Genomic DNA, 18166 nt, shown 5'->3' on the forward strand with positions numbered 1-18166 from the left:
CACACCGTGGTAAACGCCCTCCCGAAGGTTAAGCTATCTACTTCTGGTGCAACCCACTCCCATGGTGTGACGGGCGGTGTGTACAAGGCCCGGGAACGTATTCACCGTGACATTCTGATTCACGATTACTAGCGATTCCGACTTCATGGAGTCGAGTTGCAGACTCCAATCCGGACTTAGACGTACTTTGTGAGGTCCGCTTACTCTCGCGAGGTCGCCTCCCTTTGTATACGCCATTGTAGCACGTGTGTAGCCCTGGTCGTAAGGGCCATGATGACTTGACGTCGTCCCCACCTTCCTCCGCTTTATCAACGGCAGTCTCCTTTGAGTTCCCGACCTAATCGATGGCAACAAAGGATAAGGGTTGCGCTCGTTGCGGGACTTAACCCAACATTTCACAACACGAGCTGACGACAGCCATGCAGCACCTGTCTCACAGTTCCCGAAGGCACTCTCGTATCTCTACAAGATTCTGTGGATGTCAAGACCAGGTAAGGTTCTTCGCGTTGCATCGAATTAAACCACATGCTCCACCGCTTGTGCGGGCCCCCGTCAATTCATTTGAGTTTTAACCTTGCGGCCGTACTCCCCAGGCGGTCGATTTATCGCGTTAGCTTCGGAGCCCATCACTCTAGGCAACAAACTCCAAATCGACATCGTTTACAGCGTGGACTACCAGGGTATCTAATCCTGTTTGCTCCCCACGCTTTCGCATCTCAGCGTCAGTATCTGTCCAGAAGGCCGCCTTCGCCACCGGTATTCCTCCACATCTCTACGCATTTCACCGCTACACGTGGAATTCTACCTTCCTCTACAATACTCTAGTTAACCAGTTTTAAGTGCAATTCCTAGGTTGAGCCCAGGGCTTTCACACCTAACTTAATTATCCGCCTACATGCCCTTTACGCCCAGTCATTCCGATTAACGCTCGCACCCTCCGTATTACCGCGGCTGCTGGCACGGAGTTAGCCGGTGCTTCTTCTGTGATTAACGTCAATTAATAAACCTATTAGATTCATCACCTTCCTCATCACCGAAAGTACTTTACAACCCGAAGGCCTTCTTCATACACGCGGCATGGCTGCATCAGGGTTCCCCCCATTGTGCAATATTCCCCACTGCTGCCTCCCGTAGGAGTCTGGACCGTGTCTCAGTTCCAGTGTGGCTGGTCATCCTCTCAGACCAGCTAGAGATCGTCGCCTTGGTGAGCCTTTACCACACCAACTAGCTAATCCCATATGGGTTCATCAAATGGCGCATGGCCCGTAGGTCCCATGCTTTGGTCTCTCAACTTTATGCGGTATTAGCAGTCGTTTCCAACTGTTGTCCCCCTCCATTCGGCAGATCCCCATACCTTACTCACCCGTCCGCCACTCGTCATCAAGTGCAAGCACTCATGTTACCGTTCGACTTGCATGTGTTAAGCCTGCCGCCAGCGTTCAATCTGAGCCATGATCAAACTCTTCAATTTAAAGTTTGATGCTCAATAACTGTCTCTGACATATTCAAATGAATCTTCAGTGTCACTTATCAAGACTTAATTTTTTTAGTCCGTAGACTTTAATCTTTCGTCTCGCAAGTGCCCACACAGATTGTCTGTTTCTTATTTTTAAAGAGCTGACAGCTTATGTTCCTTATCAACCTTTTGTTGATTTATCTCGCTGTCTCAAGGGTTGCGTATACTACGCTAACCTTTTTTATTCGTCAAGATCTTTTTTTAAAATTTTTGATCTCACTTAATCACTAACTTTCCGTCTGCTTGTCGCTGACTGCGTGTCAGTGGGTGCGCATTATAGAGACTTAAAAAAATTATACAAGAGATCATTACGCATTTTTTCTTGTTTGCATTTTTTTTGCTCAAGACGAGCTAAAAACAAACTAAGTTGAATTGTTGTAAAACCAAATTCTAATATTTAATATCTTTGGTAGGTCGATTATATTTCTTATAACAAACAAAATAGCTTTAAATTAAACACTCTTTATTAAGTTAGAATAAAAAGTGCCTTTTACATTCGCTCATCCAGCTATCATATTACCTTTATATAAGAAACCTCATCTATTTTCTATGACGGCTTTGATTATTGATAGTATGGCTCTTGATTTTGAGTACTTCTTAATAATGGAGGTAAAAAGTGCTTTAAGTCATAGTCTAGCTGGTATTTTTCTATTTGATTTACCAATGACTTTAGTTATTGCTTATATTTTTCATTTTATCATTCGATAATGTTTTAATTAAAAATTTACCTAATTTCTTTTATGAGCGATTTGCTAATTATTTAACTTTCAACTAGAATAAATATTGTTGTCAGCATTGGTTAAGTGTTTTAACATCGGCAATTATTGGCATAATTTCTCATATTGGGTGGAACTCTTTTACTCATCCGTCAGGTTGTTCTGTTCAACTTTTTAGTTTATTACAACATACTGTTAATATAGGGAAAATGAAAATTCCAATTTATAAATTATTACAACATGGTAGTTCATTAATTGGTATGAGTTTTGTGGGACTATTTATTATTTACCGATTGTAACATCTAAACAGAATAAAATTGGTTTTTCATACTGGAGCTTAGTAACACTTATTACTTTGCTTATTTTTATATTTGGCAACTATTTTTTCTACAAATCAGCTAGGTATAACTGTTGTTACTTTTATTAGTGCCTGTTTTATTGGATTAACCATTATTCCACTGATACTTAAAAGTATAACTTTAATACAGCGTTTAATATAAACACTGTATTAGTTAAAACAACAATCAAGATTGGTTTTTTATTTTTTTTGGTAGATCAGCCAAACTATCAATAACCCAATCAGCTTGTTCTAATGCTTCTTCAGTTATAGTATCGCCCGTTTTTACTAGCACAGTTTTTTTAACGCCAGCTTTTTTACCCGACAATAAGTCAGACACTCTATCTCCAACCATATAAGAATTAGCAATATCAATTTTTAGTTCTTTAGCTGCTGTTTGAATCATCCCTGGATTTGGCTTACGACATTCACAAGTATCCACTAACGGGTCGTGAGGGCAATAATAGACACCATCTAAATCAACACCACGATCTTGTAAAGACCAATCCATCCATTCAGTCAAAGTATGAAATTGTTCTTCAGTAAATATATTTCTAGCAATCCCCGATTGATTGGTTGTAATGACTAATAAAAAACCCATTTTCTTGAGCTCTTGCATTGCCTCAATAACACCGTCAATAAAGTGGAACTTATCAATTGTATGTACATAATTATAATCTATATTAATAGTACCATCTCGATCTAAAAAAATTGCTGGCTTCATATTTACTTTTTTTCCTTTTAATTTTAGATATTACTCTAATTCATATAGCATATTATTGATTGACTTAGATGTCTAGACGTCTTAATATTCATTTATTCATTTATTCATCTTTTGTTTTTATATATTATGATACAACTACAACATATTTCGAAAACATTTGAGCATAATAAAACCCCTATTTATGCTTTAAAAGACATTAATATCCAAGTTCCCCAAGGGAAAATTTACGGTGTTATTGGCAAATCAGGGGCAGGGAAAAGCACACTTATTCGCTGCATTAACCTACTAGAAAAGCCGACTAGTGGGAAGATATTCTTTGATAATCAAGAGATCACTAATCTATCTAATAGAAAATTAATTGAAATACGCCGAAAAATTAGTATGATTTTTCAACATTTCAATCTACTTTCTTCACGTACTGTATTTGATAATATCGCTTTCCCTCTTGAACTAAATAAAACGCCTAAAATAGCAATTAAGCAAAAAGTAAATGAGCTTATGGAATTAGTTGGATTGACAGAAAAAGCGAATGTTTATCCAACTAATTTATCTGGTGGACAAAAACAACGTGTTGCTATTGCAAGAGCTTTAGCTAGCGATCCCAAAGTGCTCTTATGCGACGAAGCAACTAGCGCACTTGATCCCGAAACAACCCGTTCTATTTTGAAATTATTGAAAGATATTAATCAAAAATTAGGACTTACTATTTTATTAATCACTCACGAAATGGATGTAGTAAAACAGATTTGTGACCAAGTAGCTGTTATAAGTGACGGCAAACTAGTTGAACAGTCATCAGTTGGCGAAATGTTTTCTCATGCTAAAACAGATATTGCTCGACAATTTATTCAATCAACCTTACATCTTAATATTCCAGATGATTATTTAATAAGGCTATCATCTGAACACAAAGAAGGACTCAATCCGTTATTACGTTTAGAATTTACAGGAGTCTCCGTTGATTTACCATTATTATCACAAATTGCTAAAGAATTCGAAATTGATAGCAACATTATCAGTGCACAAATGGATTATGCCGGAGGAGCCAAATTTGGCTTAATGTTAGCGGAAATGAAAGGGAAACAAAAAAGTATGGCATCAGCAATTCAATTCTTAGAAAAAAATAATACTAAAGTAGAGGTGCTCGGCTATGTTTGATTTTATTCCTTCATTTAAACCTTTCGAAGCATTATTTCGATACTTAGCTCAATATAATTTTTGGAACGATTTTGTTGCTTTTTGTTCATCATTTAAAGGGATTACTGGACCAGTGTTATTCAAAATAGCTGAAGCCACTGATGATACTATTTATATGATTTTCTTGTCCGGTTTTTATGGAATATTGATGGGTTTACCATTAGGTGTAATGTTATATATAACTCGAAAAGGTAATATACTTGGAAATAGTACTATACATAATATCCTTTCTTTTGTAACAAATGTATTTCGTTCAATCCCTTTTATTATATTAATTGTTTGGATTCAGCCGTTTACAATGAATATAATGGAATTTATTACAGGTAAAGGAACTTATTTAGGTAGAGAAGGAGCTATTGTCCCCCTAAGCATAGGTGTTGCTCCTTTAATTGCCCAAATGATTGAAAATGCATTACTCGATCTTCCAAAGGGATTAATTGAGGCAGCTCGTTCTATGGGAGCAACACCTATGCAGATTATATACAAAGTTTTATTACCTGAATCCTTGCCTGTAATCGTCAATAGTATGACGATCTCGTTAATCACACTAACTGGTTATATTGCGATGGCTGGAGTTGTTGGTGCTGGAGGACTAGGCGATCTTGCAAAACGATATGGGTATGAAGGTCATAATTATGATATGATGAATATCATTTTAATTATATTAGTTATTATTGTCTTTATTATTCAATTTATTGGCAATAAAATTGTTAAACGTGTATCTCATCAATAAATTTGGAGAAAATTATGTCGATTAAAAAACTAGCATTAATCACCACATTGGTGAGTGCGTTTTTTTTAACTGGTTGTGATAATAATAAACAGTCAGGAGTAACAAATAAAAATTTAGCTGAACCTACACTTAGTACACTCAAAGTTGGAGTAATCTCTGGTCCTGAAGAAGAAGTAGCCGAAGTTGCTAAACAACAAGCTAAAGAACTTTATAATCTGGATGTTGAGCTCATAATTTTCAGCGATTATGTTATTCCAAACCAAGCATTAAACGATGGTTTAATTGATGTTAATGCTTTCCAGCATAAGCCTTTTTTAGATGAACAAATAAAAGAACGTGGCTATAAATTAGCTGTAGTAGGTAATTCATTTGTTTATCCTATTGCAAGCTATTCTCATAAACTAAAACCAATTGATGAATCAATACAAATAGGCGAAGGGGTAAAAGTCACTTCACCACGCGGTGAAGCATATTTCATTCCTGCTAACTCAACGATTGCTATTCCTAGCGATCCTACAAACTTAGGACGAGCACTACTATTATTACAACATGAAGGGATGATTACGGTTGATAAGTCTAAAGGTTTACTACCAACTGTACTTGATATTACCAGTAACCCTTATAACTACAATATTTTAGAACTCGAAGCCCCAATGTTACCTCGTTCATTGGATGATGCCCAAGTTGATCTTGCAATCATCAATAACGCATTTGCAGGACAAGCAAACTTAACACCAAGTAAAGATGGTATTTTTGTTGAGGATAAAGAATCACCATATGTTAACATTATTGTTTCGCGTGAAGTGGATAAAGATAATGAAAATGTGAAAAATTTTGTTAAAGCATACCAAACCGAAGCTGTTGCACAAAAAGCTGACCAAATTTTTAATGGTGGAGCTATTCGCGGTTGGTAACAATTTATAAATAAATATTAGACTAATATTAAATCCGCCGATCTTTGTATCGATCGGCGGAAATAGAGATAATAATAAAATGACTTAACAAAACTGCTACTCATAAATAAAATTATCGACCAATAATGACATATCAAATTGAACCAATCGGCATTATCCGCTCACCGTATAGTGAAAAATTTGCTGTACCAAGACAACCCAATCTAGTTAGTGCAGGACAAGGGGAACTTTATTTATTAGCACCTTATAATGACCCTATCAGTGTAAAAGGATTAGAACAATTTTCACATTTATGGTTATTATTCCTATTTCACCATGTTGCTCCTGAAAAATGGAGATTAACCGTTCGCCCTCCTCGTTTAGGTGGAAATAAAACAATGGGAGTGTTTGCTACACGATCGCCATTTAGACCTAATCATATTGGGCTTTCAGCAGTAGAGTTAAAAGATATCATCATAGAAAATAAGCAAGTAGTCTTAAAATTAGGAAGTCTCGACTTAGTCGATGGCACACCAATTATTGATATCAAGCCTTATCTCCCTTATTCCGATAGCCACTCAGAAGCACTTGCAGGATACGCACAATCTACTCCTGAAAAAAAAATAACAGTAGAGTTCTCACAAAAAGCACGATTATCTTTGGATTTACAAAAACAAAGTTATCCTCAACTCGCCGAATTAATTACACAAGTAATATCCCAAGATCCAAGACCAGCCTATAAACAAAAAAACATTAATGAACAAGCATACGGACTTGCACTTTACCATTTTAATATTAAATGGAGAATCGTAAATCAACACGCCATTGTTGAAGATATTTATGTAGGAAGTAAATAAAAATAATTTTTATGAATTTTAAAAAGTTAAGGCTAAAAAATTTTTTATTAATTTCAATGTAAAATAGCTTTGTAAATTTACTTTACAAAATTTTTATATAAAATCGATAAAATAGGTTGGTATCTTTTTTCTATTCTGTTAAATTGAACACGGGTTTAATTCCCTATATTTCACTTTACCACTAAGGTGTTAATAACCTTAGTGGTATTTTTCTATTAAGATCAATGATAATTTAGGTTACTTTTACTTCTAATTTCAGCAATATCAATTGCATCAAACAGATAATGCTTTCCACAATAATCACAATGGATATCAATCTTCCCCTCGTTTTCCTTTAGGATTTCATCAATCTCATTAGCTGGTAAAGTCATTAAACTATCTTCACAACGTTGACGTGAACATCCACACTTAAAAGTAATATCATGCGTTTCAAAAAGACGTACTTCTTCTTGATTATATAAACGATATAAAATCTCATCAGTAAAAAGTTGAAATAACTCATCACTAGTGATTGTCTCAGTTAAAGCGCTAAGATGTTCAAATGATTCAACTGTATTTTCATTAGCAGGTAAAACTTGCAATAAAATACCTGCTGCTATTGGTTTATTATCATGTACACCTGTTTTTACAAATAGACGAGTTGGGAGCTGTTCTGATTGCATAAAATAATTTTCGATACAACCAATAAGTGTATCTTTTTCCAGCCCAACGATACCTTGATAACGTTCACCATTTTTAGGGGTGATAGTAATAACGACATAGCCATTACCCACCATCTCTTTAAGTGTTGCATTATCAGCGATTTCACCACTAACCCGAGCTATACCGCGTAGCTGCTGTTGATCATTACCATTAACAACCGCTAAAGATAACGCTCCATCACCTTGTAACTGAACAGCAATATCGCCTTCAAATTTTAGTGTTGCTGTTAATAAACTAGTTACAACCAATAATTCACCAAGCAATTTTTGTACTGCTATTGGATAAGTATGATTATCTAAAATCGCTTGATATGTCTGTTCCAGACGAGTAATTTCACCACGAATAGGGTGATTATCAAACAAAAAACGATTTAAAGTATCCATATTAATCATTACCATCTTGTTGCCTATCATATTTAAATTTAATCAAATTACGCCGTTCCTTTTTATCAGGCCGTCTATCTGGATGCGGCATTGTCAATGCATTAAGTTTACGCGCTTGTGCTATTTTTTCTCGTTTTGTAATGCTATCAGGAGTTTCTTGATAAAGCTGTTGGGCTTCAATAGCCGTTCTTCGTTGTTCACTAATGGCTAAAACGCGAACTGTTTTTTGATCAGAGCCTTGACGAAGCGTTAAGATTGCACCGACTTCAACAAGCTTACTTGGTTTGGTACGTTGACCATTATAATGCACTTTACCACCGTCAATCATTTCTCGTGCTAACGATCGAGACTTATAAAATCTTGCCGCCCAAAGCCATTTATCTAATCTTATAAGCACTATTACTACCTCATATTACTTATTATTGAGTTTTTTAAGCTCAAATGAACATAATAACTTAAACATCTTAACGATGTTATATAAGGATGCTCTTGTAAAAATCAATGCGCAAGATTAATGATATAATCATTTCCATTTGCCGATAATTTACCTGAGAAATTAAATGGTTGTAATTTACCATGTAAATTAGCTGAATAATTCATAGCATTTGGTGGTTGTTTTATCAATTTCCAATTTTCTAGTAGTGAGCTTGTTACTCCATAAGCATCAAATTGCAAAGATAACGGTTCATTTTGTGATAAATCAACTGTTACTCTTGACTCAATTATTCCCCCATTAACTGAAGAACTAAAAGTTAATAAAGGATGGTTATCAGAATCAAATTTGAGAACAAGATCTGGATAACGAATATCAATCCGATTTAACGAAGCTTTTTCAGATTTAAAAAAGACAGTTCCTGAAAATACCCCTAATTTTTGCGCTTTTGCTAAAGTAATATCTTTACCTGAAGCTTGAAAATTATATAGACTAAAAGGAAAATCGTTCTGTTTTCTAATTATCAAACTTTGAAAAATAGTCAGCTTATCAAGCTTAATATTTCTAAAAATTTTAGGTAACAAAATCTGTTCCAGATTTTCAGGAATCTCATAAAAAATATCTGCTAAAGTTAATTGCTCTAAATGTAAGATATTATCTTTCCACTTACCAGAAAAATTTATACTACCTTTATTCCATTTTGCTAGTACTTTTTGAATTGTCGCTTCTTGGTTTTGAAATGATAATTGTGCTAATACCGACGAAAATAACTGATTATGCCAAACTAGTTCCTCGGCAGTAAAAATAAAGGAGCCCTGTTCGAAATGCCATTGCCCATCATAACGAAGATTCGTCGCTTCAATATTGCCTTTTTCCATTAAAAAACTAGGCAACTGAATACTACTTTCCTGTATCGATAATTGTTTGATTATTAACTTTGGAAGGACATGAGAATATCTATCAAAAAAATCATCATCAGTTGATTGAAAATGTATATTATGCAACTTTAATTGTTCGATATCTAAAATATTGTCGGCCTGTATTTTTAATTTACTGACAAAAAATCCTTCATTAATATTTCCACCTAAATTAGTAATGGTTGTAATACCATCTCGATAAAACCCTTGAATGAGCAAGGACTTTATTGGCATTTCATTCACTAAAGTTTCTTGTGAGGAAAAATCAAATCGATATTTATCTACCCCTGATGAAAAAAAAGGTTGAATCCCTCCATTGATTTTGAAGAAAGAAAGTTTGTCTTTTCCATTATTAGCAAAAATATTAACGGTTGAATTAACAAATTTTAGTGTGTTTGTTGAAAAAGCGTAATGCTTGAATTGAGTATTATTAATAGTACCATTAATGACAGTAACATAATTAAAATGGCTTAATTGCCATAAATTACTTTTATCCAACCCTACAACTAATTTAGGAACATTAACAATCTCTTGATTATTATCATTGACAACAACATCATCAAAAACCAATTCATAAAAATTTGAAAAAGAGTGATGAACACTGCCGATTGAGATTGTATATGAACTTAATTTAGATAACTGATAACTAACTATTTTTGCTCCAAACGAAGTTTGTAAAATAAAATAAGACAACAATAAAAAAAACCAAACGATGGACAGAGAAATGATTATATAAAATCGGAATTGCCGCATAAATAAATGTAATTATTATAATGAACTACTAAATAGTTATATTACGATAACCGATTTTTATAAAAATATCATCTCATTTTCAGTATAAATGATTTGTTATTAAACTAACTTTACAGTTAATATATAAATATTCACTTTAACGTTTTTAAATAAACAAAAAACAATTAACTTTCTCTTTCTTTTGATTAAGATAAGGGATAATTATTTTTATTTACTAAAATAAGTAAAAACGGGAGATACCTAGATGAAACAAATCCCAATGACAGTAAAGGGAGCTGAACTATTACGAGCCGAATTAGAAGAGCTAAAAAATGTTAAAAGACCACAAATAACGGCAGCAATAGCAGAGGCAAGAGCTCATGGCGATTTAAAGGAAAACGCTGAATACCATGCAGCAAGAGAACAGCAAGGTTTTTGTGAGGGTCGTATTCAAGAAATCGAAGGTAAATTATCACAAGCTCAAATTATTGATATTACCAAAGTAAAAAATACTGGTCGTATTATTTTTGGCGCTACAGTAACAGTAATAAATATTGAAACGGACGAAGAGACAACATATCGCATAGTCGGTGATGATGAAGCTGACTACAGACAAAATCTAATTTCAGTCAACTCACCTATTGCCAGAGGGTTAATTGGCAAAGAAGATGGTGATACAGTACAAATTAAAACCCCAGGGGGTGATGTAGAATTTGATATTGTTAAAGTTGAATATATCTAATTATTAAATAAACCACTTACAAAAGCAGATGATAAATGTAACAGGGCTAAGCCCTGTTACATTTATTTAGGTAGGGAAATTTTCTTATCTTCGCTTGGTCTAAAAATAGTGAAATTAGAACCAACCAATTGCACTGCTAACGCTTTTGTTTCGCGTACAATTGCATCACAAATAAGTCTTTTTGTTTCACGATCTTCAGCAGAAACCTTAATTTTAATCAACTCATGGAAATTTAAAGCATTGTCAATCTCGGCAAGTACACCCTCGGTAAATCCATTAGCCCCAATCATCACTATAGGTTTTAAATGATGAGCTTCACTTTTTAAATACTGTTTTTGTTTATTTGATAAATTCATTAAATTTTTATCACATTAAGTTGTAATTTTGCTATTCTACCCTTATATATGTTTGTAATCAATGAAGTGACCTTTTACATTAAGGAATTTATTAGTTGTGAGTAATAAAAAACGCTCAGCAAGTTCAACACGTTGGCTCAATGAGCATTTTAATGATCGCTTTGTACAACAAGCACACAAAAAAGGGCTCCGATCTAGAGCTTGGTTCAAACTTGAAGAAATTCAAAAAAGTGACAAATTATTTAAGCCGGGAATAACGGTTGTTGATTTAGGTGCAGCCCCAGGCGGTTGGTCACAATATGTCGCATCGCTTATCGGCAATAAAGGGCGTATTATTGCCTGTGACTTACTTCCCATGGATCCCATTGTTGGCGTTGACTTTCTTCAAGGCGATTTTCGGGATGAAGCAGTTTTAAAAGCGTTACTTGAACGGGTTGGCAAAGAAAAAGTCCAAGTAGTCATGTCAGACATGGCACCAAATATGAGTGGGCAACCCGCAGTTGATATACCAAGAGCAATGTATTTAGTTGAACTAGCGTTAGACATGTGTAAAGACGTGCTTGCTCTTAATGGTAATTTTATTGTTAAAGTGTTTCAGGGTGAAGGATTTGAAGAGTACCTAAAGCAAGTCCGTTCAATGTTTAAAACGGTCAAAATTCGTAAGCCTGAAGCCTCACGAACACGATCTCGAGAAGTTTATATTGTTGCAATGGGTATGAAGTAGCCAGTTGTATAATTTTGTAGTACCATACTTTGTTAAATTTAGTCGTAACTGTTAATTTTTATGAGAGGTTTTTCTTTTGAACGACATGATAAAGAATTTACTGATCTGGGGAATTATCGCTGTAGCATTGATTGTTGGATTTAGCCAATTCAGCGCAATATCTAATAGTGGACCTCAAGTCAATTATACCCAATTTAATTCCGATATCGCAGCTGGTAATCTCCAAGAAGTGCATATTAACGGACGAGAAATTGTTGCCACAACTAAAAATAAAGGCAATTACACTACATATATCCCTTACCTTGATGGAAAATTAATGGATGATTTATTGGCCAATAAAGTACCTGTTTATGGTAAACCTGATGAAAGACCAAACTTAATCACCAGCATTCTTATCTCTTGGTTTCCGATGATTTTGCTTATTGGTTTTTGGCTCTTTATGATGCGTCAAATGCAAGGTGGTGGTAAAGGTGGACCAATGTCAGTTGGTAAAAGTAAAGCAAAAATGCTAACGCCAGACCAAGTCAAAACAAAATTTACCGATGTTGCCGGAAGTGAAGAAGCAAAACAAGAAGTCACCGAAGTTGTCGACTTTTTACGCGATCCAGGCAAATATCAAAAATTGGGAGGACGCATACCAAAAGGGATTTTAATGGTAGGACCTCCTGGAACAGGTAAAACTTTACTAGCAAGAGCTATTGCAGGTGAAGCCAATGTGCCTTTTTTTAGCATTTCAGGTTCTGACTTTGTTGAGATGTTTGTGGGAGTGGGGGCTTCGCGAGTGCGAGATCTCTTTGAACAAGCACGTAAACACGCACCTTGTATTATCTTTATTGACGAAATTGATGCCGTCGGACGCAAGCGTGGTGCTGGCTCAATGGGCGGTCATGATGAACGAGAACAAACATTAAACCAAATGTTGGTTGAAATGGATGGGTTTGAGGCTAATAGCGGCATTATTATCATCGCGGCAACTAACCGAGTTGATATTTTAGATTCGGCGTTACTCCGTCCTGGACGTTTTGACCGCCAAGTGCAAATTGGTTTACCAGACATGAAAGGCCGTGAACAAATTCTTGCCGTTCATGTACGCAAAGTTCCGTTAGGTTCTGATGTCAACTTATCGGTATTAGCTCGTGGCACACCAAATTACTCTGGTGCAGAACTTGCTAATTTAGTTAACGAAGCAGCTTTATTTGCTGCACGTCGAAACAAACGAGTAGTTACCATGGAAGAATTTGAGGAAGCCAAAGACAAAATCAATATGGGAACTCAACGCCGTTCATTATCTATGACGAAAGAACAATTAACTAATACTGCTTATCACGAAGCTGGACATGCGATTGTTGGCTATCTTGTGCCAGATCATGATCCACTTCATAAAGTAACTATTATCCCTCGTGGGCGCGCATTAGGTGTAGCATTCTTTTTACCTGAAGGTGACCAAATTAGCCAAAGCCGAACTCAATTAGAATCAAAAATTTCTACCGCTTATGCAGGCCGAATTGCTGAAGGATTAGTCTTTGGTGAAGATAAAATTACGTCGGGGGCATCAAGTGATATTCAATATGCATCTAATGTTGCTCGAGCAATGGTAACCCAATGGGGATTCTCAGAACGTTTACCACCTGTATTATTTGAGTACGAAGAATCATCTTATGGGCCTTTGAAAAAAATCTCAGATAGTACAGCTCAAATTATTGATGAAGAAGTTGACGCTATTATTCAACGTAACTATCAACGTGCAAAAACGATCCTAACTGAAAATATTGATATTCTTCACGCCATGAAAGATGCACTGCTAAAATATGAAACAATCAATAAACAACAAATTGATGAACTTATGAATCGTCAACCGGTCACACCACCTGATGATTGGACGGAAAGCGATGAAAAAGCAGCAAATGGAGGTAGTGATACACCACTACAATCAAAAAGTTAATTTCTTTAATAATATATAACGCGCTTACGGCGCGTTTTTTATCGGTAAACTAAAAATAGCTTATCAATAAATTGCAGGAATAAAGCAACGATTATATTGAAAATTTCACTTTAATTATGCTTAATAATTTTGAAGATCATTTAAACAACTGCATCACTAATTTTAATCAAATAGGGCTTTTAATCATGGAAATACATTTTCAAAATCATGTGATAGATCTTTCATTTCCACAAGTGATGGGCATCGTTAATATGACGCCAGATTCATTTTCTGACGGTGGTAATTATAACAACCTTGATGATGCTATGCGTCGAGTTGACAGTATGATCCAAGCTGGTGCAACATTTATTGATGTCGGCGGCGAATCAACACGCCCTGGTGCAACTGAAGTGTCTGTCGATGAAGAGCTTAACCGTGTTATTCCATTAGTTGAAAAAATTGCCCATTATTTTGATGTTTGGATTTCGGTTGATACATCAAAACCACAAGTCATGACCGAATCGGCCAAAGCAGGGGCCCATCTAATTAATGATATTAGAGCTTTAACAGAACCAGGTGCGGTTGAAGCAGCTGCACAAACAGGATTGCCTGTTTGCATTATGCATATGCAAGGAGACCCTAAAACTATGCAAAATGCGCCATACTATGAGCTAGATATCTATCAAGAAGTTGATAATTTTTTTACAAAACAGATCCAACGCTGCATAAATGAGGGTATTGACCGTCAAAAAATCATACTCGACCCTGGTTTTGGATTTGGTAAAACACTAATGCACAATTACCGGCTATTAGCAACACTTGAACGGTTTCACCACTTAAACCTTCCTTTATTAGTAGGCATGTCCCGAAAATCCATGATAGGACAAGTATTAAATGTACCACCGCAAGAACGTACACTCGGTAGTATTACATGTGCAGTAATTGCGGCAATGAAAGGAGCAAAAATTATTCGCGTACACGATGTAAAGGAAACTTTCAATGCACTAAGGATTGTACAAGCAACCCTTGCAGAACAAGATTCCTTTTGAGATTGTAAAATCGTTGTATTTTTTCGAACAAACTTTTTCATATATAACATTGATTTTAATTAATTTATATCTAATTATTTTTTAGTGAAATCAAATGATTATAAAGTAATTTTATTTAATATTTAGTTTTTATAATTAAAAATAATAAAATAAAAAATTATCGTTTTACTTTAATTTTTTATTGTTTAATTAATTTCCCAATGCTATACTGTGTTCACTTTTTATAAAACGAAAGGATTTAAAAATGAACACAGATACGACTAAAACACATTCTCGATTGAATCAATATTGTCGAATTATGGCATTACTAACATTAATTCCAATTCTAATTTTGTTAATTGGCGCAATATCTCCATTCTTATATTATTTTTTTGATAGGCAAGATATTGGACTTGTAGGGTTTATTTTCTCCTCTGGTGGGTGGGAGAATGTTGATCCTGTATCTTTATCTGGATGGCAAGCGGCTATTGCAACATTAATGGATACTTCATTAATACTTCTTTTAGTTTATGCGTTTTATCAACTTAGACTACTGTTTATCAATTACAGTCAATCCGAATATTTCTCAGTAAAATCAGCCAACCATTGTTACATCTTTGGCAAATTGCTTGTTTGTTGGGTGGTTATAAGTTTTTTATCTGAACCGTTATTAACAACGATCTTAACTTATAATCAAGAGGAATCAGCACGTTACTTTTCTATTTCTTTTTCTAGTGATGAAATTATAACGTTATTTCTTGCGATTAGTATTATGCTCATTGGTCAAATACTAAAAAAGGCCTGCCAACTAGCTGAAGAAAATAAACAATTTATTTAAAAGGAGTCATATGTGCCAATTATAATAAATTTAGACGTAATGCTTGCTAAACGTAAAGTTAAATCAAAAGATCTAGCGGTAGCAGTTGGTATTACAGAACAAAATTTATCATTACTTAAGCAAGGTAAAGTAAAAGGATTTAGACTAGCAACACTCGAAGCAATCTGCAAACATCTAGATTGCCAACCAGGTGATATACTAGAATATACCAACGAAGAATAACTTATTAACTTATTGCAAGTAATGCTGCCTCTTGCGCGTGAATTAAGGCTGTATCAAAAAAAGGTATATTACGATCGGATTGAGAGATTAATAACCCAATTTCCGTACAGCCTAAAATAACACCTTCTGCGCCATTTTTAATGAGTTTATCAACAATATTAAGATAGGCTTGCTTAGAACCAAGTTGAATAATACCTTTGCAAAGTTCATCATAAATGATCTCATTAATGATATTTCTATCTTGAACCTCTGGAATAAACACATTTAAATTTTTATCGATCAGTTTAGATTTATAAAAGTCCTGCTCCATTGTATATTTAGTACCTAACAAAGCGACCGATTTAATATTTTGTGCGAGTAAATGTTTAGCTGTCACATCGGCAATATGAATAATCGGAATATTAATTGCTTTTTGGATTTGATCTGCAACTTTATGCATAGTATTGGTACAAATAACAATAAAATCTGCACCAGCTAATTCAACTCTTTTAGCCGCATCAATTAAAATTTCTGCGCTTTTGTTCCACTCATTATTAGCTTGGCAACTTTCAATTTCTTGAAAATCAACGCTATATAAAATCGTTTTTGCTGAATGCAGGCCTCCTAATGATTTAGCAATAGTTTGATTAATAACTTGATAATAAGTTGTTGTACTTTCCCAACTCATACCCCCGATTAAACCAATTGTTTTCATTCTAAAAATTCCTTATAGAAAGTTTATGATTTTTGATATTAAAATAATTTTATTCTTAACTATATTGTAGAATGTGTAAAGTTATTTCAATTGTGGTAGAGTTAGGTGGAATTTAATTAGTACTTGTTTAAGCAATCAATGGTTAATTATCGCTATGAAGGTATTGTGTTTTTACTTAGCAAGCAAAAACATCTACTAAATTTTATCTTTAGAAAAAAATTTTATTAACAAAATAAAGAAATATTGTTCAATATAAAACAGTTTAAGGAATAAAAAGTACGGTTGGTAGCATAAACACATCCACCAATACCTAACTTAAGTAACCTGCTATGACTTTAATCGCGATAATAGCTACAATAGCAACTATTTATATTCTTGAGCAACCTGGATTCAAACATGAAGTGCAATTTTAAACACGGTGGAGTGAAGAAAGTAGAAAGGTGATTTATACTAGCACCTTCGTACCACCACAGTTTGGAGATTGCTATGTATTATAATCACCTTTCTAGGAAGGAAAGATACCAGATTTTCGTATTATTACAAGCCGGAAAGAATAAAAAAGAGATAGCCCAGCTACTCAATAGACATCCTTCGACAATAAGTCGAGAGATAAAAAGAAACTCAAAACCTAATCAAGCCTATCAAGCACATGATGCGGTAACCCTAGCTAGGAAAAGGCGAAAAAACAGCGGTAATGGTAAGGAAATAGAGTCTTCGGTATGGCGTCAAGTTGAAAAATACCTCATGCTTTATTACAGCCCAGAGCAGATTGCAGCACGTTTAAAGAAAGTCAGCGTCCAATCAATCTATAACTATCTTTATCAAAATAAAGCGCGCTATGAACAATTCAAACCTTATCTAAGGCGAAAAGGCAAAGCCTATAGGCATTGTAAGGCACCGAGTATTAAAGAAGGAGACCGCCGATATAAACGGTCAATTAAACAACGTCCAAGTTATGTAGAAAGCCGGAAAACGCGAGGACATTGGGAGGGAGATACGATTATTAGCCGTAAAGACAAGCAAGCATTGGTGACATTAGTTGAACGAAAAACAGGGCTAGTATTAATTGGGCGCCTCAATCAACGTACCGCCTCCGAAACGAGAGATATGATAATAAAATTGCTAACGCCGTTTAAAAAAATGGTTAAAAGCATCACCTTTGATAATGGAACCGAATTTAATTATCATCATGCTATTGAGCATTATTTAAATACTACCGTGTACTTTGCGGAGCCTTATAAAAGCTGGCAAAGAGGCACAAATGAAAACACCAATGGCTTAATACGTCAGTTTATACCTAAGTCAGCGGCCATTTCATTAGTTGACGACAAACAGATAAAGAAAATACAATATCTATTGAACACACGCCCAAGAAAACGGCATAAGTTTAAAAGCCCTGCCGATTTTTATTCTAAGGAGTTAAGAAGAATTGCACTTCATGGTGTAATCTAGGCAAGAAAATTCTTTTTTTTATATTAATGTCAACTACATAAAAAGGACT

The 18166-nt window shown here is 34.9% G+C and carries 18 protein-coding genes, 1 rRNA gene and 1 pseudogene; 13 read left to right on the forward strand and 7 right to left on the reverse strand.

The annotated features are described in order from the left end of the window. Positions 1-1471: ribosomal RNA gene (locus tag A9G44_RS03240) — 16S ribosomal RNA — on the reverse strand; the annotation flags it as partial. Between the two features lie 528 nt (positions 1472-1999). On the opposite strand from A9G44_RS03240, the gene A9G44_RS03245 reads away from it, so the two are divergent. Both A9G44_RS03245 and A9G44_RS13025 read left to right on the forward strand, forming a co-directional pair. Beyond that, on the forward strand, positions 2000-2224 hold the full coding sequence (locus tag A9G44_RS03245; protein WP_065609179.1) for a DUF4184 family protein: 225 nt from the start codon (positions 2000-2002) through the stop codon (positions 2222-2224). An 88-nt stretch (positions 2225-2312) separates the two neighbouring features. Further along, positions 2313-2531: pseudogene (locus tag A9G44_RS13025) on the forward strand (DUF4184 family protein); the annotation flags it as partial. Positions 2532-2756: 225 nt separating this feature from the next. On the opposite strand, the gene gmhB reads toward A9G44_RS13025, so the two are convergent. Then, positions 2757-3293, reverse strand: coding sequence for a D-glycero-beta-D-manno-heptose 1,7-bisphosphate 7-phosphatase (gene gmhB / locus A9G44_RS03250; RefSeq protein ID WP_065609180.1), 537 nt, complete (start codon positions 3291-3293; stop codon positions 2757-2759). Between the two features lie 126 nt (positions 3294-3419). On the opposite strand from gmhB, the gene metN reads away from it, so the two are divergent. From metN to tsaA, 4 genes are all read left to right on the forward strand, one after another. Then, positions 3420-4451, forward strand: coding sequence for a methionine ABC transporter ATP-binding protein MetN (gene metN, locus A9G44_RS03255; protein WP_065609181.1), 1032 nt, complete (start codon positions 3420-3422; stop codon positions 4449-4451). Between the two features lie 100 nt (positions 4452-4551). Continuing rightward, entirely contained in the window at positions 4552-5223 is a 672-nt protein-coding gene (locus tag A9G44_RS03260) for a methionine ABC transporter permease (protein ID WP_065560125.1), read from the forward strand. Between the two features lie 14 nt (positions 5224-5237). Next, positions 5238-6137, forward strand: coding sequence for a methionine ABC transporter substrate-binding lipoprotein MetQ (metQ, locus tag A9G44_RS03265; protein WP_065609182.1), 900 nt, complete (start codon positions 5238-5240; stop codon positions 6135-6137). A gap of 122 nt (positions 6138-6259) precedes the next feature. Continuing rightward, positions 6260-6973, forward strand: coding sequence for a tRNA (N6-threonylcarbamoyladenosine(37)-N6)-methyltransferase TrmO (tsaA, locus tag A9G44_RS03270; protein WP_065609183.1), 714 nt, complete (start codon positions 6260-6262; stop codon positions 6971-6973). A gap of 221 nt (positions 6974-7194) precedes the next feature. Here the strand turns inward: tsaA and hslO are convergent, their stop codons facing one another. The 3 genes from hslO to A9G44_RS03285 all read right to left on the reverse strand — a co-directional run bounded on the left by hslO (position 7195) and on the right by A9G44_RS03285 (position 10101). Further along, positions 7195-8067: an Hsp33 family molecular chaperone HslO gene (gene hslO / locus A9G44_RS03275; RefSeq protein ID WP_034910878.1), complete on the reverse strand. Its 873-nt coding sequence runs from the start codon at positions 8065-8067 to the stop codon at positions 7195-7197. After that, positions 8060-8455, reverse strand: a complete 396-nt coding sequence (hslR, locus tag A9G44_RS03280; protein ID WP_218837514.1) for a ribosome-associated heat shock protein Hsp15 — start codon at positions 8453-8455, stop codon at positions 8060-8062. Before hslR ends, hslO begins: the two co-directional genes overlap by 8 nt. 101 nt (positions 8456-8556) lie before the next feature. Further along, on the reverse strand, positions 8557-10101 hold the full coding sequence (locus tag A9G44_RS03285; protein WP_143426293.1) for a hypothetical protein: 1545 nt from the start codon (positions 10099-10101) through the stop codon (positions 8557-8559). A gap of 304 nt (positions 10102-10405) precedes the next feature. Between A9G44_RS03285 and greA the strand changes: the two genes are divergently transcribed. Continuing rightward, positions 10406-10882, forward strand: coding sequence for a transcription elongation factor GreA (gene greA / locus A9G44_RS03290; RefSeq protein WP_034910774.1), 477 nt, complete (start codon positions 10406-10408; stop codon positions 10880-10882). Between the two features lie 62 nt (positions 10883-10944). Here the strand turns inward: greA and yhbY are convergent, their stop codons facing one another. Then, complete coding sequence (yhbY, locus tag A9G44_RS03295) at positions 10945-11238, reverse strand: ribosome assembly RNA-binding protein YhbY (RefSeq protein ID WP_034910776.1); 294 nt, start codon at positions 11236-11238, stop codon at positions 10945-10947. A 97-nt stretch (positions 11239-11335) separates the two neighbouring features. On the opposite strand from yhbY, the gene rlmE reads away from it, so the two are divergent. From rlmE to A9G44_RS03320, 5 genes are all read left to right on the forward strand, one after another. Further along, entirely contained in the window at positions 11336-11962 is a 627-nt protein-coding gene (gene rlmE / locus A9G44_RS03300; RefSeq protein ID WP_065574973.1) for a 23S rRNA (uridine(2552)-2'-O)-methyltransferase RlmE, read from the forward strand. Between the two features lie 76 nt (positions 11963-12038). After that, positions 12039-13904 carry an ATP-dependent zinc metalloprotease FtsH gene (gene ftsH / locus A9G44_RS03305; RefSeq protein ID WP_065609186.1) on the forward strand — a complete coding sequence of 622 codons (1866 nt, stop codon included), beginning with the start codon at positions 12039-12041 and terminating at the stop codon, positions 13902-13904. A gap of 185 nt (positions 13905-14089) precedes the next feature. Continuing rightward, positions 14090-14932, forward strand: a complete 843-nt coding sequence (gene folP, locus A9G44_RS03310; RefSeq protein ID WP_065609190.1) for a dihydropteroate synthase — start codon at positions 14090-14092, stop codon at positions 14930-14932. A gap of 244 nt (positions 14933-15176) precedes the next feature. After that, the gene (locus A9G44_RS03315) at positions 15177-15749 is read left to right on the forward strand and encodes a DUF2975 domain-containing protein (RefSeq protein ID WP_065609187.1); all 573 of its coding nucleotides are present in this window, start codon (positions 15177-15179) and stop codon (positions 15747-15749) included. 12 nt (positions 15750-15761) lie between these two features. Further along, positions 15762-15971 (forward strand): helix-turn-helix domain-containing protein, encoded by a 210-nt coding sequence (locus A9G44_RS03320; protein ID WP_034910784.1) that lies wholly within the window; start codon positions 15762-15764, stop codon positions 15969-15971. A gap of 4 nt (positions 15972-15975) precedes the next feature. On the opposite strand, the gene A9G44_RS03325 is transcribed toward A9G44_RS03320, so the two are convergent. Then, positions 15976-16665, reverse strand: a complete 690-nt coding sequence (locus A9G44_RS03325) for an aspartate/glutamate racemase family protein (protein WP_065609188.1) — start codon at positions 16663-16665, stop codon at positions 15976-15978. Positions 16666-17151: 486 nt separating this feature from the next. Here A9G44_RS03325 and A9G44_RS03330 point away from each other — a divergent pair, with 486 nt between their 5' ends. Next, on the forward strand, positions 17152-18117 hold the full coding sequence (locus tag A9G44_RS03330; protein WP_065609189.1) for an IS30 family transposase: 966 nt from the start codon (positions 17152-17154) through the stop codon (positions 18115-18117). The last annotated feature ends 49 nt before the right edge of the window (positions 18118-18166 follow it).

The organism is Gilliamella sp. Occ4-3, from assembly GCF_001690675.1.
GTDB lineage: Bacteria > Pseudomonadota > Gammaproteobacteria > Enterobacterales > Orbaceae > Gilliamella > Gilliamella bombi.